The 16250-nt window shown below is 64.2% G+C and carries 15 protein-coding genes and 1 pseudogene; 13 read left to right on the top strand and 3 right to left on the bottom strand.

Annotated elements, in window-relative coordinates; translation table 11 throughout:
• Positions 1-39: 39 nt before the first annotated feature.
• The 4 genes and pseudogenes from FH041_RS20455 to FH041_RS23320 all read left to right on the top strand — a co-directional run bounded on the left by FH041_RS20455 (position 40) and on the right by FH041_RS23320 (position 4964).
• The gene (locus FH041_RS20455; protein ID WP_140175002.1) at positions 40-2436 is read left to right on the top strand and encodes a heavy metal translocating P-type ATPase; all 2397 of its coding nucleotides are present in this window, start codon (positions 40-42) and stop codon (positions 2434-2436) included.
• Complete coding sequence (gene cueR / locus FH041_RS20450) at positions 2433-2843, top strand: Cu(I)-responsive transcriptional regulator (protein ID WP_027915182.1); 411 nt, start codon at positions 2433-2435, stop codon at positions 2841-2843. The genes FH041_RS20455 and cueR overlap by 4 nt, the downstream gene beginning before the upstream one ends.
• A gap of 177 nt (positions 2844-3020) precedes the next feature.
• Positions 3021-4058: pseudogene (locus FH041_RS23325) on the top strand (cache domain-containing protein); the annotation flags it as partial.
• 138 nt (positions 4059-4196) lie between these two features.
• Complete coding sequence (locus tag FH041_RS23320) at positions 4197-4964, top strand: methyl-accepting chemotaxis protein (protein ID WP_371259677.1); 768 nt, start codon at positions 4197-4199, stop codon at positions 4962-4964.
• Between the two features lie 70 nt (positions 4965-5034).
• On the opposite strand, the gene FH041_RS20440 is transcribed toward FH041_RS23320, so the two are convergent.
• Both FH041_RS20440 and FH041_RS20435 read right to left on the bottom strand, forming a co-directional pair.
• Positions 5035-5814 (bottom strand): helix-turn-helix transcriptional regulator, encoded by a 780-nt coding sequence (locus tag FH041_RS20440; RefSeq protein WP_027915180.1) that lies wholly within the window; start codon positions 5812-5814, stop codon positions 5035-5037.
• Positions 5815-5921: 107 nt separating this feature from the next.
• Entirely contained in the window at positions 5922-7199 is a 1278-nt protein-coding gene (locus FH041_RS20435; protein WP_027915179.1) for an acetyl-CoA C-acetyltransferase, read from the bottom strand.
• Between the two features lie 116 nt (positions 7200-7315).
• On the opposite strand from FH041_RS20435, the gene FH041_RS20430 reads away from it, so the two are divergent.
• The 8 genes from FH041_RS20430 to FH041_RS20395 all read left to right on the top strand — a co-directional run bounded on the left by FH041_RS20430 (position 7316) and on the right by FH041_RS20395 (position 13481).
• Positions 7316-8668, top strand: a complete 1353-nt coding sequence (locus FH041_RS20430; protein ID WP_049695392.1) for a 3-oxoacyl-ACP reductase — start codon at positions 7316-7318, stop codon at positions 8666-8668.
• Between the two features lie 2 nt (positions 8669-8670).
• On the top strand, positions 8671-9537 hold the full coding sequence (locus FH041_RS20425; RefSeq protein WP_140175000.1) for a MaoC/PaaZ C-terminal domain-containing protein: 867 nt from the start codon (positions 8671-8673) through the stop codon (positions 9535-9537).
• An 80-nt stretch (positions 9538-9617) separates the two neighbouring features.
• Positions 9618-9923 carry a MazG-like family protein gene (locus FH041_RS20420; RefSeq protein WP_140174998.1) on the top strand — a complete coding sequence of 102 codons (306 nt, stop codon included), beginning with the start codon at positions 9618-9620 and terminating at the stop codon, positions 9921-9923.
• Complete coding sequence (locus FH041_RS20415) at positions 9920-10669, top strand: methyltransferase domain-containing protein (protein ID WP_028687894.1); 750 nt, start codon at positions 9920-9922, stop codon at positions 10667-10669. Before FH041_RS20420 ends, FH041_RS20415 begins: the two co-directional genes overlap by 4 nt.
• A 19-nt stretch (positions 10670-10688) precedes the next feature.
• The gene (locus FH041_RS20410; protein ID WP_028687893.1) at positions 10689-11318 is read left to right on the top strand and encodes a DUF4136 domain-containing protein; all 630 of its coding nucleotides are present in this window, start codon (positions 10689-10691) and stop codon (positions 11316-11318) included.
• A 19-nt stretch (positions 11319-11337) separates the two neighbouring features.
• Positions 11338-11907, top strand: coding sequence for a DUF4136 domain-containing protein (locus tag FH041_RS20405; RefSeq protein ID WP_028687892.1), 570 nt, complete (start codon positions 11338-11340; stop codon positions 11905-11907).
• A gap of 207 nt (positions 11908-12114) precedes the next feature.
• Positions 12115-12585, top strand: a complete 471-nt coding sequence (locus FH041_RS20400; protein WP_023535174.1) for an A24 family peptidase — start codon at positions 12115-12117, stop codon at positions 12583-12585.
• A gap of 140 nt (positions 12586-12725) precedes the next feature.
• Positions 12726-13481: a response regulator transcription factor gene (locus tag FH041_RS20395; protein WP_080992809.1), complete on the top strand. Its 756-nt coding sequence runs from the start codon at positions 12726-12728 to the stop codon at positions 13479-13481.
• Positions 13482-13517: 36 nt separating this feature from the next.
• On the opposite strand, the gene pbpC is transcribed toward FH041_RS20395, so the two are convergent.
• Positions 13518-15875, bottom strand: a complete 2358-nt coding sequence (gene pbpC / locus FH041_RS20390) for a peptidoglycan glycosyltransferase PbpC (protein WP_049695389.1) — start codon at positions 15873-15875, stop codon at positions 13518-13520.
• Between the two features lie 77 nt (positions 15876-15952).
• On the opposite strand from pbpC, the gene FH041_RS20385 reads away from it, so the two are divergent.
• The gene (locus FH041_RS20385; protein WP_023535173.1) at positions 15953-16246 is read left to right on the top strand and encodes a hypothetical protein; all 294 of its coding nucleotides are present in this window, start codon (positions 15953-15955) and stop codon (positions 16244-16246) included.
• The last annotated feature ends 4 nt before the right edge of the window (positions 16247-16250 follow it).

Below are 16250 nucleotides of genomic sequence, written 5' to 3'. Positions count from 1 at the left end.
GGCAAGGTTGATGCTGGCAGCGTGCCCAAGGAGGAAACCATGTCCACGCCCGTTACTTATCACCTGCCCGTCTCCGGCATGACCTGCGCCAGCTGCGCTGGCCGAGTGGAGCGTGCCTTGCGCAAGGTCACCGGCGCAGATCACGTCACCGTCAACCTTGCCAGTGAGCAGGCCCGTGTGCAGGCGCCGGCCGATAGCCTGGATGCACTGGTCAACGCAGTCCACGCAGCCGGTTACGCTGTACCCAGTCATACGGTGGAATTGCAGATCGCCGGCATGACCTGTGCCAGCTGCGTCGGCCGAGTCGAGCGTGCGCTGGCCAAGGTGCAGGGGGTGCTGAAGGTCAGCGTCAATCTGGCCAACGAACGTGCCCACCTGGACGTTCTCGACGGCGTGCCGGACGCGGCGCTGATCGATGCGATAGGGCAAGCCGGTTATGACGCCAGCCTGCCGCGCGCATCCGAGAATGAACAAGCGACGATCCAGCGCCGCTTGCGCCGGGAACGGCTTGCAGTCGCTGCGGCGCTGCTGCTGGCGTCTCCCCTGGTGTTGCCTATGCTGGTACAACCGTTGGGCCTGCACTGGATGCTGCCGGCCTGGGCGCAGTTTTTGCTGGCAACGCCGGTGCAGTTCATCCTGGGTGCCCGCTTCTACGTTGCGGCCTGGAAGGCCGTGCGTGCGCGCAGCGGCAACATGGACCTGCTGGTCGCCCTCGGGACCAGTGCCGGTTACGGCTTGAGTCTTTATCAATGGGCCAACGCGCCATCGGGTACCACACCACACCTCTACTTCGAAGCCAGTGCAGTGGTCATCGCCCTGGTCATGCTGGGCAAGTACCTGGAGAGCCGTGCCAAGCGCCAGACCGCCAGCGCCATACGCGCACTGGAAGCGCTGCGTCCCGAGCGTGCGCTAAGGGTCATCGATGGCGTGGAGCAGGAGGTCGCCATCACCCAGCTGCGCGTGGGTGACCTGGTCATGGTCAAACCAGGTGAGCGTTTTCCGGTCGACGGTATCGTCGAAGACGGTCACAGCCATGCCGATGAGGCCCTGATCAGCGGCGAAAGCCTGCCAGTCGCCAAGCAACCCGGGGACAGCGTCACCGGGGGTGCGATCAACGGCGAAGGCCGGTTACTGGTCCGCACCCAGGCGCTTGGCACCGAAACCGTCCTGGCGCGCATCATCCGCTTGGTCGAAGACGCCCAAGCCGCCAAAGCGCCCATTCAGAAACTGGTCGACCGGGTAAGCCAGGTGTTCGTGCCCGCCGTACTGATACTCGCCGCGATCACCTTGATGGGGTGGTGGCTGGCCGGTGCCCCGTTCGAAACCGCTGTGATCAACGCCGTGGCCGTTCTGGTCATCGCCTGCCCATGCGCGCTGGGGCTGGCCACGCCGGCCGCGATCATGGCGGGTACAGGCGTTGCCGCACGCCACGGCATTCTCATAAAAGATGCCGAAGCACTGGAACGCGCGCAGGCCGTCAACCGCGTCGTGTTCGACAAGACAGGCACGCTCACCTCCGGCAGCCCGAACGTGGTGCATAGCCAAGCACTGGACGGCGATACGGACAACCTTTACCGATTGGCCGGCGCGCTTCAGCGCGGCAGTGAACACCCGCTGGCCAAGGCCGTGCTGGACGCCTGCGCCGAGCGTGGCCTGCGGGTGCCCGAGGTAACTGACAGCCAATCCCTGACCGGCCGCGGCATTGCCGGGCGTGTCGATGGACGTGACCTGGCACTGGGCAATCGCCGCCTGCTGCAAGACCTTGGCCTGGCACCCGGCGAACTGGCCGCGTCGGCTGACGCCTGGGAAGCACAAGGGCGCACCTTGTCCTGGCTCGTCCAGCGCGGGACTTCGCCCAGCGTGCTTGGCTTGATCGCATTCGGTGACAGCCTCAAGCCCGGAGCCGGTCAGGCGGTCCAGACGCTGCGCAGCCAGCGCATCAGCAGCCACCTGCTCACAGGCGACAACCGGGGCAGCGCCATGGCCGTGGCGGCCGCCCTCGACATTACCGATGTCTACGCCGAGGTGCTGCCAGCGGATAAGGCCGCCACCGTGGAGACCCTCAAGCAGGGTGGTGCCGTAGCCATGGTCGGCGACGGCGTCAACGACGCACCGGCATTGGCGGCTGCAGACATTGGCATCGCCATGGGCGGTGGCACGGATGTGGCCATGCAGGCCGCCGGCATCACCCTGATGCGCGGGGATCCGCGGTTGGTGCCGGCAGCCCTCGAAATCAGCCGTAGAACCTACGCGAAGATTCGCCAGAACCTGTTCTGGGCGTTCATCTACAACCTCGTCGGCATCCCGCTGGCTGCCTTCGGTTACCTCAACCCGGTCATGGCCGGCGCGGCCATGGCGCTCTCCAGCGTCAGCGTGGTCAGCAATGCGCTGTTGCTCAAGGCCTGGAAGCCCGCCCTCGATCAGGAGGCACCATGAATATCGGCCAAGCGGCGGCCCGGACCGGGCTCAGCACCAAGATGATCCGCTATTACGAATCCATCGGCCTGCTCAAGCCTGCCCTGCGCAGCGACAGCGGTTATCGGATCTATCAGCCTGCCGACCTGCACGCCTTGGCCTTCATCAAGCGCTCGCGAGACCTGGGGTTTTCCCTCGAGGAGGTCGGCAAGCTGCTCACCTTGTGGCAGGACCGGCAGCGAGCCAGTGCTGATGTCAAAGCACTGGCCAACCAGCATATCGATGTGTTGAACAAACGTATCGACGAACTGCTTAGCCTGCGCGACACCTTGGTCGAGCTGGTTTCCAGCTGCCACGGTGATGACCGCCCGGACTGCCCGATTCTCAAGGAACTGGCCAACGAAGCGCCGGGGCGCTGCTGCCGCTGAGCATTCCCGGCACCCGTGCAACCAAGCTCATAGGGCATACCCGTCCAAACGCGACCGAATAGGCATCAATAGCGACTTCGCCCAATAATTACGGGCGTTTTCCTACATAAAATTCGGTTGCTGCCGATGCATTAGGTACCTGCCTCATGTGTCGACAACAATAATTCGGGAGCGCCGATGAGCATCAAACAGAAACTGACCTGGGCTTTTGCGATCATCGCCGCCCTGCCCATCGTGCTGGTGGCCACCCTGGTGGTACTCAACCTACGCGGCGAGGCCAGGGACGGCTTCCTCGACAGCAGCAGTCGAGAAATCCGTCAGGTCAGCAACGCGATGAACATCTTCTTCCAAGGCATCAGCCAGAACGTGGAGTACATGGCCTCGCAACCCTTGGTGGCGGCCACTGGCAACGAGCTGACCAAGTACACGAGCGCCACGCCTTCCTACGAGCTGGGCGAGCAATCGAGCAAGATTCTGGCGTTCATGACCAGCCTGGCCAATGCTCATCCTGCCTATGCCTACCTCTCCTACGGGGTCGCCGACGGGGGCTACGTCGGCTGGCCGGCAGGGCAGAAGTTCGTCAACTACGATCCGCGTACGCGCCCTTGGTACCAGCTGGCCATGGCCAATCCCGGCAAGACCCTGCGCACCGGTGCCTACTACTGGGCCGCCGACGATGCCGTACTGGTAAGCACCGTGCGTGCCGTGGCCAACCAGCTGGGCAACCCTGGCGGCGTAGTCAACGTCGACGTTTCCATCAAAGGCCTCACCGAAATCGTCAAGCAGATCAAGCTGGGCGAAAGTGGGTACCTGCTGCTGGTCGAAAATAACGGCAACGTCTTGGTAGACCCACGGGATACCGCGCACAACTTCAAACAACTGGCGAGCTTCGGCGACGGCTACGCCGAGCTTGCCAAGCACGGCAAGGGCCTGGCTGAAGTCGAGCTGGACGGTGTTCGCTACATGGCCAACATCTACCCGGACGAACAGCTGGGCTGGACGCTTATCGGGCTGATCGAGCAGCGCGAGGTGATGCAGACCACCACCCGCCTGACCTGGCTGATCGGGATCGTCGCGCTGGTACTGGCTGCCGTGTTCGCCGTCGTGGGTGCCACCTTCGCCAAACTGATCGTGCGCCCGATCAACAGCGTCACCAACGGGCTTGAGGACATCGCCCAGGGCGAAGGGGACCTGACCCGCAACCTGGAAATCCGCGGCCGTGACGAAACTGCCCAGCTGGCGAGCTGGTTCAACCAGTTCCTGGGGGCCATTCGCAGCCTTATCCAGCACATCAGCGCCGCGGCCGGCAATATCCTCAACACCTCCACCAGCTCGACACGCGTGTCCAGCGACATGGCCGAGGCCGCCGGGCGCCAGCGTGAGGCAGTCGACATGGTCTCCACCGCCTTCCATGAAATGGTCGCCACTGCCAACGAGGTCGCACGTTCCTGCAGCCAGGCGGCGCAGTCGGCCGACAGCGGCCAGCAGCAGGCGCGCGAAGGCCAGCAGCAGATCGATGCCGCCGTCAGCAGCGTCGACCGCCTGAGCCACGAGATCGAACAGTCGGCGCAGTCGATTCAGCAGCTTGAGCGCGACAGCAACGCCATCCAGTCGATCCTGGGCACCATCCGTTCCATTGCGGAGCAGACCAACCTACTGGCGCTCAACGCCGCCATCGAAGCGGCCCGTGCCGGTGAGCAAGGGCGTGGGTTCGCAGTGGTGGCAGATGAAGTGCGTGCCCTGGCCAAGCGAACCGCCGACTCCACGGCCGAAATCGACGGCCTGCTGGGCAACCTGGCCGGGCGTACGGCCGAGGTGGCGGCGCAAATGCACGCCAGCCTCGAAGTTTCGCAGCAATCGGTGAGCCGTATCGGCATGGCCCGCGACAGCTTTGGTCAAATACGCGAGTCGGTGGACGTGATCCGTGACATGAACACGCAGATCGCCACGGCAGCCGAAGAGCAGCACCAGGTAGCCGAGGACATCAACCGGCACATCAGCCAGATCCACGGCGATGCCCAGCTGGTGGCAGAACTGGCCCAGGCAGCCCGCCAGGACTCCGAAAGCCTCGCCGGCCTGTCCAACGAGCTGGACGCGCTGGTCCGCAGGTTCCGTACCTGACGGCAAAAGCCTCGCAAGTATCGGGCGTGCACGTTCACCCGGCTCGCGGGGCGCCGCACCAGGTAAGCCGCTAGAGTTTAAGCTCGCCTGGCGTGGCACCGAACAGCTGCTTGAACGCGGCGATGTAGGCGGAGGTCGAGTCGTACCCGCAGCCCAGCGCCGCGTCAGTGACCGTGTGCCCCGCCTCGAGCGCGGTCAAGGACGACAGCAGGCGCATGCGCTGGCGCCAGTTGCGAAAGCTCAACCCGGTCTCGCGCTGGAACAACCTCATCAGGGTCTTTTCCGAACACCCCAGTTCGCGCGCCCATTGCTGCAAGGTCTGCGGCTGCTCCGGTGCAGCGATCAGGCCATTGCACAGGGCAAGCAAGCCTGGATGTTGCGGCAGCGGCAACGAAAACGCCACCTCTGGCAACGCTTGCAACTGGTCAAGCAGCACGGCGACCAGACGCGCCTGTGCGCTATCGCCTTCTGGGTAATGTGCAGGGTACAGGCAGAACTGCTTGATCAGCTCACGGGCCAAGGGGGTCACTTCCAGCACACGGCAACGCTCAGCCGCCCAAGGGCAGGCATCGCGGCGTATGTAGAGGCTGCGCATTTCAGCCTGCATCGAACTGGACACCGCATGCTCGGCCTGCGCGGGTATCCACACGCCCCATTGCGGCGGGGCGAAGTAACTGCCTGCCTGGGTATACACCCCCAATACGCCACTGATGGCATAGGAAAACTGCACCCAGTCGTGTTGATGCGACGTCGTCCACGAGCCGGCGACCAGTCGCTCGGCGCGGGCATAGAGTGGTCGAGGCAGGCAATCGAGCGTTGGAATGGGACGGGGATGTCCGATGGCAGGCATGGCGACTTCTTATCATGATGATCGGACAAGCCTAACAGCCCAGGCGCCCTCGGCGTTATCCGGCTCGATGGCCACCTTCGGTCACCCAGCCGGATCAACACCGACGCTCACCGCTCGACGATGACCGTAACGCCCTGCCCGCCTGCGGCGCAGATCGAGATCAGGCCTCGCCCTTGGGGCGCTGTCGACAGCAGCTTGGCCAAGTTGGCTAGGATGCGCCCACCCGTTGCGGCGAATGGATGGCCTGCCCCAAGTGAGCTGCCCTTCACGTTCAGCCGAGAACGGTCGATCGCCCCCAGCGGCGCATCCAGCCCAAGGCGGTCCCGGCAGTACTGGTCATCCTCCCAGGCCTTGAGGGTGCACAGTACCTGGGCCGCGAATGCCTCATGGATCTCGTAGTAATCGAAATCCTGCAGCGTCAGGTTGTTGCGGGCCAGCAATCGCGGCACCGCATACACGGGCGCCATCAGCAAGCCCTCGCGGCCGTCGACGAAATCCACCGCGGCTGTTTCGCCATCGACCAGGTAGGCGAGCACCGGCAGGCCATGTTGGTCTGCCCATTCCTGAGTCCCCAGCAACACCAGCGAGGCGCCATCGGTCAACGGCGTGGAGTTGCCTGCCGTCAAGGTGCCCTCATCGCTGCGGTCGAAGGCCGGTTTGAGCTTGGCCAGTTGCTCCCGTGTCAGGTCGGGGCGCAAGTTGTTGTCCCGGGTCAGCGACCAAAAAGGGGTCATCAGATCGTCCTGCCAACCTTCTTCGTAGGCACGTGCCAGGCATTGATGGCTACGCAGCGCCATCTCATCCTGCTCGTCCCGGCCAATGCGCCAGGTTTTGGCCATGCGTTCGCAGTGCTCGCCCATCGACAACCCGGTGCGTGGCTCGCCGTTGCGCGGCAGCGACGGCTTGAGATGGTGAGGCCGCAAGCCCAGAAAAGGCTTGAGTCGGTCACCCAACGTCTTGCCCCGGTTGGCCTGCAACATCATTCGGCGCAGGCCTTCGCTCACGGCGATGGGTGCGTCGGAGGTCGTGTCGACGCCGCCGGCGATGCCGCAGTCGATCTGCCCGAGGGCAATTTTATTGGCCACCAGCAATGCAGCTTCAAGCCCGGTGCCGCAGGCCTGCTGAATGTCATAGGCGGGGGTCGAGGCCGACAGGCGTGAACCCAGCACGCACTCGCGCGTAAGGTTCATGTCCCGGGCATGCTTGAGTACCGCCCCTGCCACCACTTCGCCAAGGCGCAGGCCGTGCAGGCGGTAGCGCTCGATGAGCCCCTCGAGTGCGGCAGTCAGCATGTCCTGATTGCTGGCGGTGGCGTACGCACCATTGGAACGGGCGAATGGGATTCGATTGCCGCCCAAGATAGCGACCCGGCGAAGTGAGCGCATACGCATGTTCCTCCTGAAACAATTTGATCCGTAGAGCCTAGGTGTTTTTGCTGCATTCGAACGACCTGGCCACAATCCTGGTCCACACTGTCAGACTTGCTTTCGGAGTACCCACCATGAGTGATCGCTACCTTGGTTTTGCCAACTCAAGCCTCGGCCGCAAACTTGTCGACAGCCTGGGCCTGCCTCGTCCAGCCACCCTGGAGCGCTGGGAAGCGGGCCGCATGCGGCCAGTGGACGGGCCGTTGGTCCTTGGCGGCGGCCCCTTGGCACGCCAGGTCGAAACACTCGCAGCGCGGTTGACCGACGCGGTTTACGGTTTCAACGGCCAAGGCCTCCAGTGCGAACCCTGGGTCGCCGGGTTGGGCCCCAAGATCAAGGCGCTGGTGTTCGATGCCAGTCACTTGTCCGACAGCGATGCGCTCACGCAGTTGCGCGAATTCTTCCAGCCGCTGCTGCGCAACCTGGCGCCCTGCGCCCATATCGTGGTGTTGGGTCGCCCGCCTGAGGCCGTCGCTGACCCGATGGCCAGCGTCGCCCAGCGTGCGCTTGAAGGGTTCAGCCGGTCACTGGCCAAGGAGCTGCGCAACGGCGCTACTGCACAGTTGCTGTACGTGGGTGATGGCGCCGAATCTCAACTCGAAGGCGCCTTGCGCTTCTTCCTGTCACCCAAGAGCGCCTTCGTGTCGGGGCAGGTGCTGCGCCTTCAGCCCTGCCAGGCTCAGGTGGAGGACTGGACACGGCCGCTTAGCGGCAAGCGTGCGCTGATCACCGGGGCTGCCCGGGGCATCGGCGCCGCCATTGCAGAAACCCTGGCCCGCGACGGTGCCGACGTGTTGCTGCTCGATGTGCCCCAGGCCAGCGAGCCATTGCAGGCGCTCGCTGCGCGCCTGGGTGGCAAGGCGCTAGCACTGGACATTTGCGCCAGTGACGCCGCCGAACAGTTGCTGGCGGCCTTGCCCGATGGCCTCGACATCCTGGTGCACAACGCAGGCATCACCCGTGACAAGACCCTGGCGAACATGACCCCCGAATATTGGGACGCCGTGCTGGCGGTGAACCTCAAGGCTCCGCAGGTGCTGACCCAGGCCCTGCTCGATAACGGCGCGTTGCACGCGGACGCCCGCATCACCCTGCTGGCTTCGGTCAGCGGCATCGCCGGCAACCGTGGGCAATCCAACTATGCGGCCAGCAAAGCTGGGCTGATTGGCTTGGCTCAGGCCTGGGCACCGACGCTTGCCGAGCAAGGCATCAGCATCAACGCAGTGGCGCCTGGCTTCATTGAAACCCATATGACTGGCGCCATGCCCATGGGCTTGCGCGAGGCGGGGCGACGCCTGAGTTCGCTCGGCCAGGGCGGCAAGCCCCAGGATGTGGCCGAAGCCATCGCCTGGCTTAGCCAACCTGGCTCCGGTGTCGTGAGCGGCCAGGTGCTGCGGGTGTGCGGCCAAGCACTGATGGGGGCCTGAGCATGCAACGACAATGGCATGACCTGCACCAACCCGTCAGCCGCGCCAGCCTGTACCTGCGCGCAGCGGGCAAACGACGCATCACCGGTGATCAACTGCCTATGCACGGGCTGCGCTGCACCCTGGCGGTTCAGCCCAAGCAACTGCATGCCTACCGGCAGTTGTGTCGTTTCGTCGACGATGGCCGGCTGCCTGCCACGTATCCGCACATCATGGCGTTCAACCTGCAACTGCAGCTGATGACCGCCGAGCAGTTTCCCCTTCCGCTACTGGGGCTGGTCCACCTGCACAACCGCATTGACGTCATTCGCCCGCTTGGGGGCATCGAGTCGCTGCGCATGGCGGTTCACGCCGACAACCTGCAGCCCCATCCCAAAGGCGGAACGTTCGACCTGGTCACCGAGGCGGCGGACGGTATCGGCGTGCTCTGGCGGGAAACCAGCCGCATGCTCGTGCGCGGGCTGAAGCTCGGCGGCGACCCCGCAGAAGCGGCAGAAGCGGCCGAGGATCAGGCCAGCAGCTTGCCTGAAGTCACGCGCTGGTATGCCGACAGTGATATCGGCCGCCGTTATGCCAAGGTCTGCGGCGACTACAACCCCATTCACCTCAGCGCCCCCAGCGCCCAGCTGTTCGGTTTTCCCACTGCCATCGCCCACGGCATGTGGAGCAAGGCCATGGCCATGGCCGCGCTGCACGGGCACTTGCCCCACAGTGGCTATCGGTTCGAAGTGGACTTCCACAAACCCGTGCGCTTGCCCTCGGAGGTGGTGCTCAGCGCCAGCCAGGCCGGCCCTGTGGGTGAACTGCGCCTGGACGGCCAGGCGGACGTGGTACATATGCTCGGCCGCTGGGCCTGCTTGCAGGGCTGACTCGCGCGTGCTGCCCCCGTGCAGGGAAGCTTGCTTTGCAACGGCCCTGCGCGGAAGCTATGCGCCATGAGGAGAACCCGATGAACCTGCAAGAACTGACTCAACGCCTGCATCAAATCCGCGATACCAATGACTGGCAACGTTTCCACAGCCCAAAGAATTTGGCCATGGCCGCCAGCGTTGAAATGGCCGAGCTGGTTGAAATCTTCCAGTGGCTCAGCGAGGGCGAGTCACGTCGCCTGCCACCCGAACAGTTGGCCCACGCCGGTCAGGAAGTAGGCGATGTCGTGCTCTACCTGTTGCTGTTGTGCAGTGAACTGGGGCTGGACATGGACCAGGTGGTGCGCGCCAAGCTGGCCGACAGTGAAAGGCGCTTCGCACGATGAACGACCGTCATTTCGATGAACTGGCCACCCGTTTTGCCGAAAAGATCTATGGCGGCGCAAAGGGTGCGATCAGGCTGGCAGTCTTGCAGGCCGACCTGGCCGAAGCCTTGCCGGATCGCCCGTTGCGCATCCTCGATATCGGTGCTGGCCTTGGCCACATGGCGCTATGGTTGGCCCAGCGCGGGCACCAGCTTACCCTGGCCGAACCTGCCGAGCCCATGCTCGAAGGGGCACGGGCCCGCTTTGCCGCAGCGGGTCAGGCGGCAACGTTCATCCAGGCACCCTGGCAAGCGTTGCTGGGCGAGCTGACCGAGCCCTACGACGTGGTCGTGTGCCACGCGGTACTTGAATGGCTGGCTGAGCCGGAAAGTATCCTGCCAGTTCTGCATCAACTCACGGCCCCCGAAGGGTGGCTGTCGTTGGCGTTCTACAACCGCGATGCCCTGGTCTACCGCAACCTGCTCAAGGGCCACTTCCGCAAACTGCGCAGCAATCGCCTCGAAGGTGAAAAGCAGAGCCTTACCCCGCAGAAACCACTTGATCCGCGGGCGCTCAGGGCGCAACTTGAACCTCTGTGGCAGGTCGAAAGTGAAAGTGGCATACGTGTTTTCCATGACTACATGCCCAAGGAATTTCAGGACCGCGCCGAGCTGCTGGACCTGCTGGAAATGGAGCTCGCTCACCGCCGCCATCCGAGTTTCGCCGGCCTGGGCCGTTACCTGCACTGGGTCTGTCGCCCACGTTGACCTGCCGTGAGGAGCAAGCATGCCGTACCGTCTGTTGCCACTGGCCCTGCTGCCGTTGGTTCTGGCCGGATGCCAGGGCACCAATCCCTACGTCGCCAGCAGCCGCCCACTGCCACCAGCCCCGCCTCAGGCAGCGACCACGTTCGACGCAAGCGCTTACCCCGCACCGACACGGGACTACGGCCGCTACCGCAGCTGGAGCTGGCGTGACGGCCACCTGCCCAGCGGTTCGGCCAATGCCGATCCTGCGCAGTTGGCCGATGCCGTCGCCGCAGCGCTCGATCAGCAGGGCTTGCGCCCCGCCCGCAGCGGCGTTGGCGACCTGCTTGTCGGCGCCGATATCCGCCGTGAGAAACGCCTGCGCCAAGTGCGCGACTACGACGGCTACGACCCCTACTACGGGCCCTACGGCAACGTAGGCTATGGCGGTTACCGCAACGGTTTTGGGGGTTATGCCAGTACCCCAGTGGTGCGCACCTATCAGGTTGAGGTCATGGTGGTGCGCATCGACCTGTACGACAGCCGCAGCGGCCAGGCCGTCTGGAGCGCCAGCGCCGAAAGCGGCAACGACCAGGGTTCCCCGCGAGACCGTGAAAATGCCGTGCGCGACGCCGTGCGCAAGGCCCTCAGCGGCTATCCTCCCAGTTAACGCCTAACGGAGATTCATCATGTTTCGCCGCCTGTTACTCGTGTCGTTCGCGGCCTTGCTGGCTGCCTGCTCAAGCCATAATGTGCAGCAGGACTACGACGCGAGTCGTGATTTTGCCGCCTACCGCAACTGGGCCTGGCAGGAGCCCGGCCTGCAATATCGTCCTGACGATCCACGCATCAAGAGCGACCTGACCGAGCAGCGCATCCGTCAGGCGGTCAGCGAACAGCTTGATCAGCGTGGCCTACGCCCAGCGCCCCCTGGCACGCGAGCGGACCTCAACGTGCGCACCTATCTGATAGTGGAGCAACGCCAGCAACAGGTCACCACCAACTACGGCGGCGGGTGGGGTGGCTATTGGGGAGGTTACTGGGGCGGGCCGATGTACAACGAAACCCGCAGCGTCGACTACAAGGTCGCGACCATCCAGGTCGACTTGCTTGATGGGCGCGATGGCAAGCTGGTCTGGCGCGGCAGTGCCGAGCAGATCATGAACAACTACCCGCCAAGCCCGCAGGAACGCAACGAAGCCATCCAAAAAACGGTGGCTCAGGTGCTGGGCAATTATCCACCTGGCAGCAAACGCTAGCGGGGCATGTTCTGCCTGCCTCGCCCCGTGGCGGGGTGCAGGCAGAGGCCGACCGCCCCTCTCGACAGACGACGACTGCGACAAAACTCATTCTCCCAGCGCCTTTTCCTCGCGGCACACGGCCGTCATGCAGGTTCCGGTCTATCTTGACTAAGGAAACCTGACTGAACGGGTAAGTGTTCATCTACCAGGAAAGGCGACCTGTCGATGCAAAGCATTGTTCTTCTTCTGTGGCTTGCCTTGTGTACCGAACAGGATGTGCGCCAGCGCCAGCTCCCGGATCTATTGACGCTGGGTGTGGCCGTAGGGGCTCTGCTATGGCTGTTCGCAACCGGCCACACTTGGCTTGGCGCCGACCCTAGCTCGGCAGGCTGGGGGCTGGCCATCGTCATGCTCCTCACCTTGCCCGGCTACATGCTGGGCCACTTCGGCGCCGATGACGTCAAACTGATGGGCGCGCTGGCATTGGCTACCGGCACCGATCATGTGCTCGGCACCTTTATCGGGGCCGGGATCGCGTTGTTGATCTGGCTGACTACCCGTAGACGCTTATGGACGCTGCTCAACCCCAAGGTGAAAAAACGCCTGCAGGCCCTGACCGAAGCCATGGGCGACAAGCAGGCATTCGTCCCCTATGTGCTGGCTGGCTACCTTCTGACAGCTGTATGGATCCAATGAAGAAACCAGCGGTCCCTAATCTTGTACACACCTTGTACAACTACGAGAGGTACGGCTACTTTTAATCTGCCAGAGCGTCTAGCCCGGGAGCAGGGCCGTATATTCACAGGGAGTTGATCGTGTCCAAACCTGTAAGTGAAATGAAAGTGCTGGTAGTCGATGATCAGTCGGTCATCGTCGAACAGCTGTGCGAGTTCCTGCAAGCCAAGGGATACAGTTGCGTATCGGCACTCTCCACGGATGAGGCGGTAAAACACTATAAGGCCGACCCAGCCATCGGTCTGATCATCTGCGACCTTCACATGCCCGGACGCGATGGCATCGAACTGATGCGGGCTCTAAAGCAGATCGACGGCAATCAGCGCATGTTCGAGGCGATCATGTTGACCGGCCGTGCCGAAAAGCAGGACGTCATTCGGGCGCTGCGCGAAGGCTTTGCGGACTACTACCAGAAACCGATGGACCTTGACGAGCTGCTCGAAGGGGTACGCCGCCAGGAGCAGGTGCTGCAGGAACGTCAGCGCGGTTTCCACGACCTCAGTGGGCTCAATCAGCGCCTGCAGGATCTGGCAGAGTCCGTCGACGAATTGTATCAGGACTTGGAAAAAGCCCGCGGGCAGGGGGCTCACCGGCGCGCCGGCGACACGGAGGAAGCCGAGGCCGAGCTGCCCTCGGTGTTCGAAAAGCTCTCGCCCCGTCAATTGGAGGTGGCGCGGCTAGTGGGCAAGGGCAAGACCAATTATCAGATCGCATGTGAATTGGGTATCACCGAAAACACAGTGAAACTGTACGTGTCCCAGGTGTTGCGCCTGACCCATATGCACAACCGCACGCAACTGGCATTGGCTCTGACACCAGGCTCCTCCCCGGTGAATCAACGCTTCACGGCGCACTGACAGGTGCCGGTGCCAAGGCACCGGCACACCGCCGTACTACTCGTTGACCTGAAACACGACCCGCGCGGTCTCACCGCTTTCGTCCAGCGCACTCAATTCGGCCTGCCCTGCCTGCGGCAGGCGCACCAGCAGGCTGTCCTGCCCCTGGGTTTCCCCCAGCGGTTGCCCATTGAGGAACCACCAACGCCGCCCACCACCGCCCAGCGCCGACACTGGCACTTGCAGCGGCTCACCACTGGTGGCGGGGCGACGCAGATGGTCACCAGAACGAATACCGACGATGGCCAGCGGCGGGGCACTGACCGGGCCTTGCGGTGGGCATGTGGGGTCCATGGCCGGTAGACGGGCAGCCCGCCGTTCAGCTCGAGGCAACCAGGGTTCCAGGGGGGCGGGCCACAGGGCCACCTCGCGCGCCTGGGCGCCTGGGCAAGAGCTGTCGACGCGCAAACCGCGGTCGTTGACCCAGATGTGTTCGCGCAAACCCAGGCCCAGCGGCTGATCGGCCGCCTGCAACGTAGGGGGAACGGTGCCGTCCAGGGTCCAGGCAAAGCGCTGGCGCCTGCAGTTGTCGTCCTGGCGGCTCATAGCTTGCCCCAAAGGCCAACAGATCGCCGCCACCCCGACATTGGCAGGCGTTCGCTGCACCGGGGCTTCGAACCCGCGCTGGCTGTCCCGGTTGCTGAGCAGGTCGTGCACTTGCAGCATCAACGGGGCGGCCGAGGCCAGACCGAACTGCCCGGCCACAGGGGTGCCGTCCGGCCGGCCAATCCATACCCCGATCAGGTAGCGAGGGCCGACGCCAATCGACCAGGCATCTCGAAAGCCGTAGCTGGTGCCGGTTTTCCAGGCCAGTTGGGGGCGACGTACCAGTTCGGCATGCCGATCGCGGTCGGGCCGAGCCTGGCCACCAAGGATGCGCCGAATGATCCACGCCGCACCCGGCGACAAGAGCCGGTGCTCCACCAAGGGTGCTTGGGGCTGCAACCGCACCTGGGCGCTTTTACCCTCCCGGGCCAAGGCCGCATAGCCGCCTACCAGGTCTTCCAGGCGGCTACCGGCACCGCCCAGGATCAGCGAAAGATTCGGCTCGGCCAGCGGCGGTAGCGTCAGCGGCAAGCCGCCCATGCGCAGCTGCGCGGCGAAGCGTTTCGGGCCATAGGCCTCGAGCAACTGCACGGCGGGCAAGTTGAGCGACAGGGCCAATGCCGAACTGGCCGACACCGGCCCGCTGAAGCCGCTGGAAAAATTGCCCGGACGGTAGTCACCGTAGCGGCGTGGCACGTCCTGCAACAGCGACTCGGAATGAATGAGCCCGTCATCCATCGCCAGGCCATACAGAAACGGCTTGAGCGTGGAGCCAGGCGAGCGCAACGCCCGCACCATGTCCACGTGCCCGAAGCGCCGGGCGTCCGTGAGGTCGATCGAGCCCAAGTAAGCGCGTACAGCCATGGTCTGCGCATCGACCACCAGGATTGCGGCAGACGTGCGCTCCGGCAGGCGCGCTCGCCATCCCAGCAGCAAGTCTTCCAGCCGGCGCTGTAACCCGGCGTCCACGGTGGTACGGATCAACGGCGGGCTACCAGGGGTGTTCAGACGGCGGGCCAGCAGTGGCGCCAATGCCGGCTCCTGGCGCGGTGCCAGCACCAGCGGTTCTTCAGCTGCTTCACGCAGGCGCTGCTCGGGCCACACTCGATACTGCGCCAACCGTTGCAGCACCTTGTTGCGCGCGCGTTCGGCGCGCTCGGGGTGGCGGTCAGGGCGCAGGCGGCTGGGCGCTTGCGGCAGCACCGCCAGAAGGGCTGCCTCCGACGGCGTCAGGTGCAAGGGCGACTTGCCCAGATAAGCCCAGCTGGCAGCGGCAACACCTTGCAAGGTGCCGCCGAACGGCGCGCGGTCCAGGTAGATTTGCAGAATGTCCCGCTTGGACAGGTGCCATTCCAGCTGCAGCGTGCGCCACAGCTGCCGCAACTTGCCCGCCACGGTGCGATCATGGGGATCGAGCAGGCGCGCTACCTGCATCGACAACGTGCTGCCGCCTGACACCACGCGGCCGCCCCGCGCGTTCAACCACGCCGCCCTGACCAAAGCCATCGGGTTCACGCCCAGGTGATGGTAGAACCAGCGGTCCTCGTACGTCAGCAACGCTTGCAGGTATAGAGGCGACACCTGCTCGGGGCTGACTGGATAGCGCCACACCCCGTCGGCATCGGCGAATCGCCACAACGGCGTGCCATCTTCGGCCAGCACGACCCGGGCCAGGTCGTCGGAGGGCATGGGCAAAGGCCAGATCCGGTCGGCCAGCCACAGCAGCCCCATCAAGGCCACCGCGCCAATCACCAGGGCACGCACTGCCTTGCCGGTTCGCGATCGCCGCCAACGGGCTAAGCTTGGCATCGGGAACCGACCTGCCCCGACAAGGGCCAAAGCACTGGAAACGGCAAGAACGCCGCCATGTTGATCAGGAAGCAACTATGCATGTAGAAGGTTTTTTCGAATGGCTGGGGCAAGCACTGGGATCGCTGATCCGCATCGTCGTCGACGCGCTGAGCGGGTTGTTCAACCTGTTGGCCAATGCGGGCGGCAACTTCGTCGATGGCCTGTCGCGCACGTTGGGCATGGACACCTCGCTGGTCAGCATCCTGGCCCTGATCGTGGGCCTGATGTTGCTGTTTTCGGCGATCCGCGCCTTCATGCGTGCCTCGATCATCCTCGGCATCATCTGGCTGGTATTGGGCCTGTGGGTAATGAGCTGGGTGATTCATTGAGTGG

It is taken from the genome of Pseudomonas sp. SWI7, assembly GCF_006351945.1.
Lineage (GTDB): Bacteria > Pseudomonadota > Gammaproteobacteria > Pseudomonadales > Pseudomonadaceae > Aquipseudomonas > Aquipseudomonas fulva.
The sequence above is the reverse complement of the archived record's forward strand: the minus strand, read 5'-3'. Positions and strand labels throughout refer to the sequence as shown.

Coding starts and splice junctions, on each gene's coding strand:
- FH041_RS20455 (WP_140175002.1), top strand. CDS start 40: ATGTCCACGCCCGTTACTTATCACCTGCCCGTCTCCGGCATGACCTGC.
- cueR (WP_027915182.1), top strand. CDS start 2,433: ATGAATATCGGCCAAGCGGCGGCCCGGACCGGGCTCAGCACCAAGATG.
- FH041_RS23320 (WP_371259677.1), top strand. CDS start 4,197: ATGGCCGAGGCCGCCGGGCGCCAGCGTGAGGCAGTCGACATGGTCTCC.
- FH041_RS20440 (WP_027915180.1), bottom strand. CDS start 5,814: ATGCCTGCCATCGGACATCCCCGTCCCATTCCAACGCTCGATTGCCTG.
- FH041_RS20435 (WP_027915179.1), bottom strand. CDS start 7,199: ATGCGCTCACTTCGCCGGGTCGCTATCTTGGGCGGCAATCGAATCCCA.
- FH041_RS20430 (WP_049695392.1), top strand. CDS start 7,316: ATGAGTGATCGCTACCTTGGTTTTGCCAACTCAAGCCTCGGCCGCAAA.
- FH041_RS20425 (WP_140175000.1), top strand. CDS start 8,671: ATGCAACGACAATGGCATGACCTGCACCAACCCGTCAGCCGCGCCAGC.
- FH041_RS20420 (WP_140174998.1), top strand. CDS start 9,618: ATGAACCTGCAAGAACTGACTCAACGCCTGCATCAAATCCGCGATACC.
- FH041_RS20415 (WP_028687894.1), top strand. CDS start 9,920: ATGAACGACCGTCATTTCGATGAACTGGCCACCCGTTTTGCCGAAAAG.
- FH041_RS20410 (WP_028687893.1), top strand. CDS start 10,689: ATGCCGTACCGTCTGTTGCCACTGGCCCTGCTGCCGTTGGTTCTGGCC.
- FH041_RS20405 (WP_028687892.1), top strand. CDS start 11,338: ATGTTTCGCCGCCTGTTACTCGTGTCGTTCGCGGCCTTGCTGGCTGCC.
- FH041_RS20400 (WP_023535174.1), top strand. CDS start 12,115: ATGCAAAGCATTGTTCTTCTTCTGTGGCTTGCCTTGTGTACCGAACAG.
- FH041_RS20395 (WP_080992809.1), top strand. CDS start 12,726: ATGAAAGTGCTGGTAGTCGATGATCAGTCGGTCATCGTCGAACAGCTG.
- pbpC (WP_049695389.1), bottom strand. CDS start 15,875: ATGCCAAGCTTAGCCCGTTGGCGGCGATCGCGAACCGGCAAGGCAGTG.
- FH041_RS20385 (WP_023535173.1), top strand. CDS start 15,953: ATGCATGTAGAAGGTTTTTTCGAATGGCTGGGGCAAGCACTGGGATCG.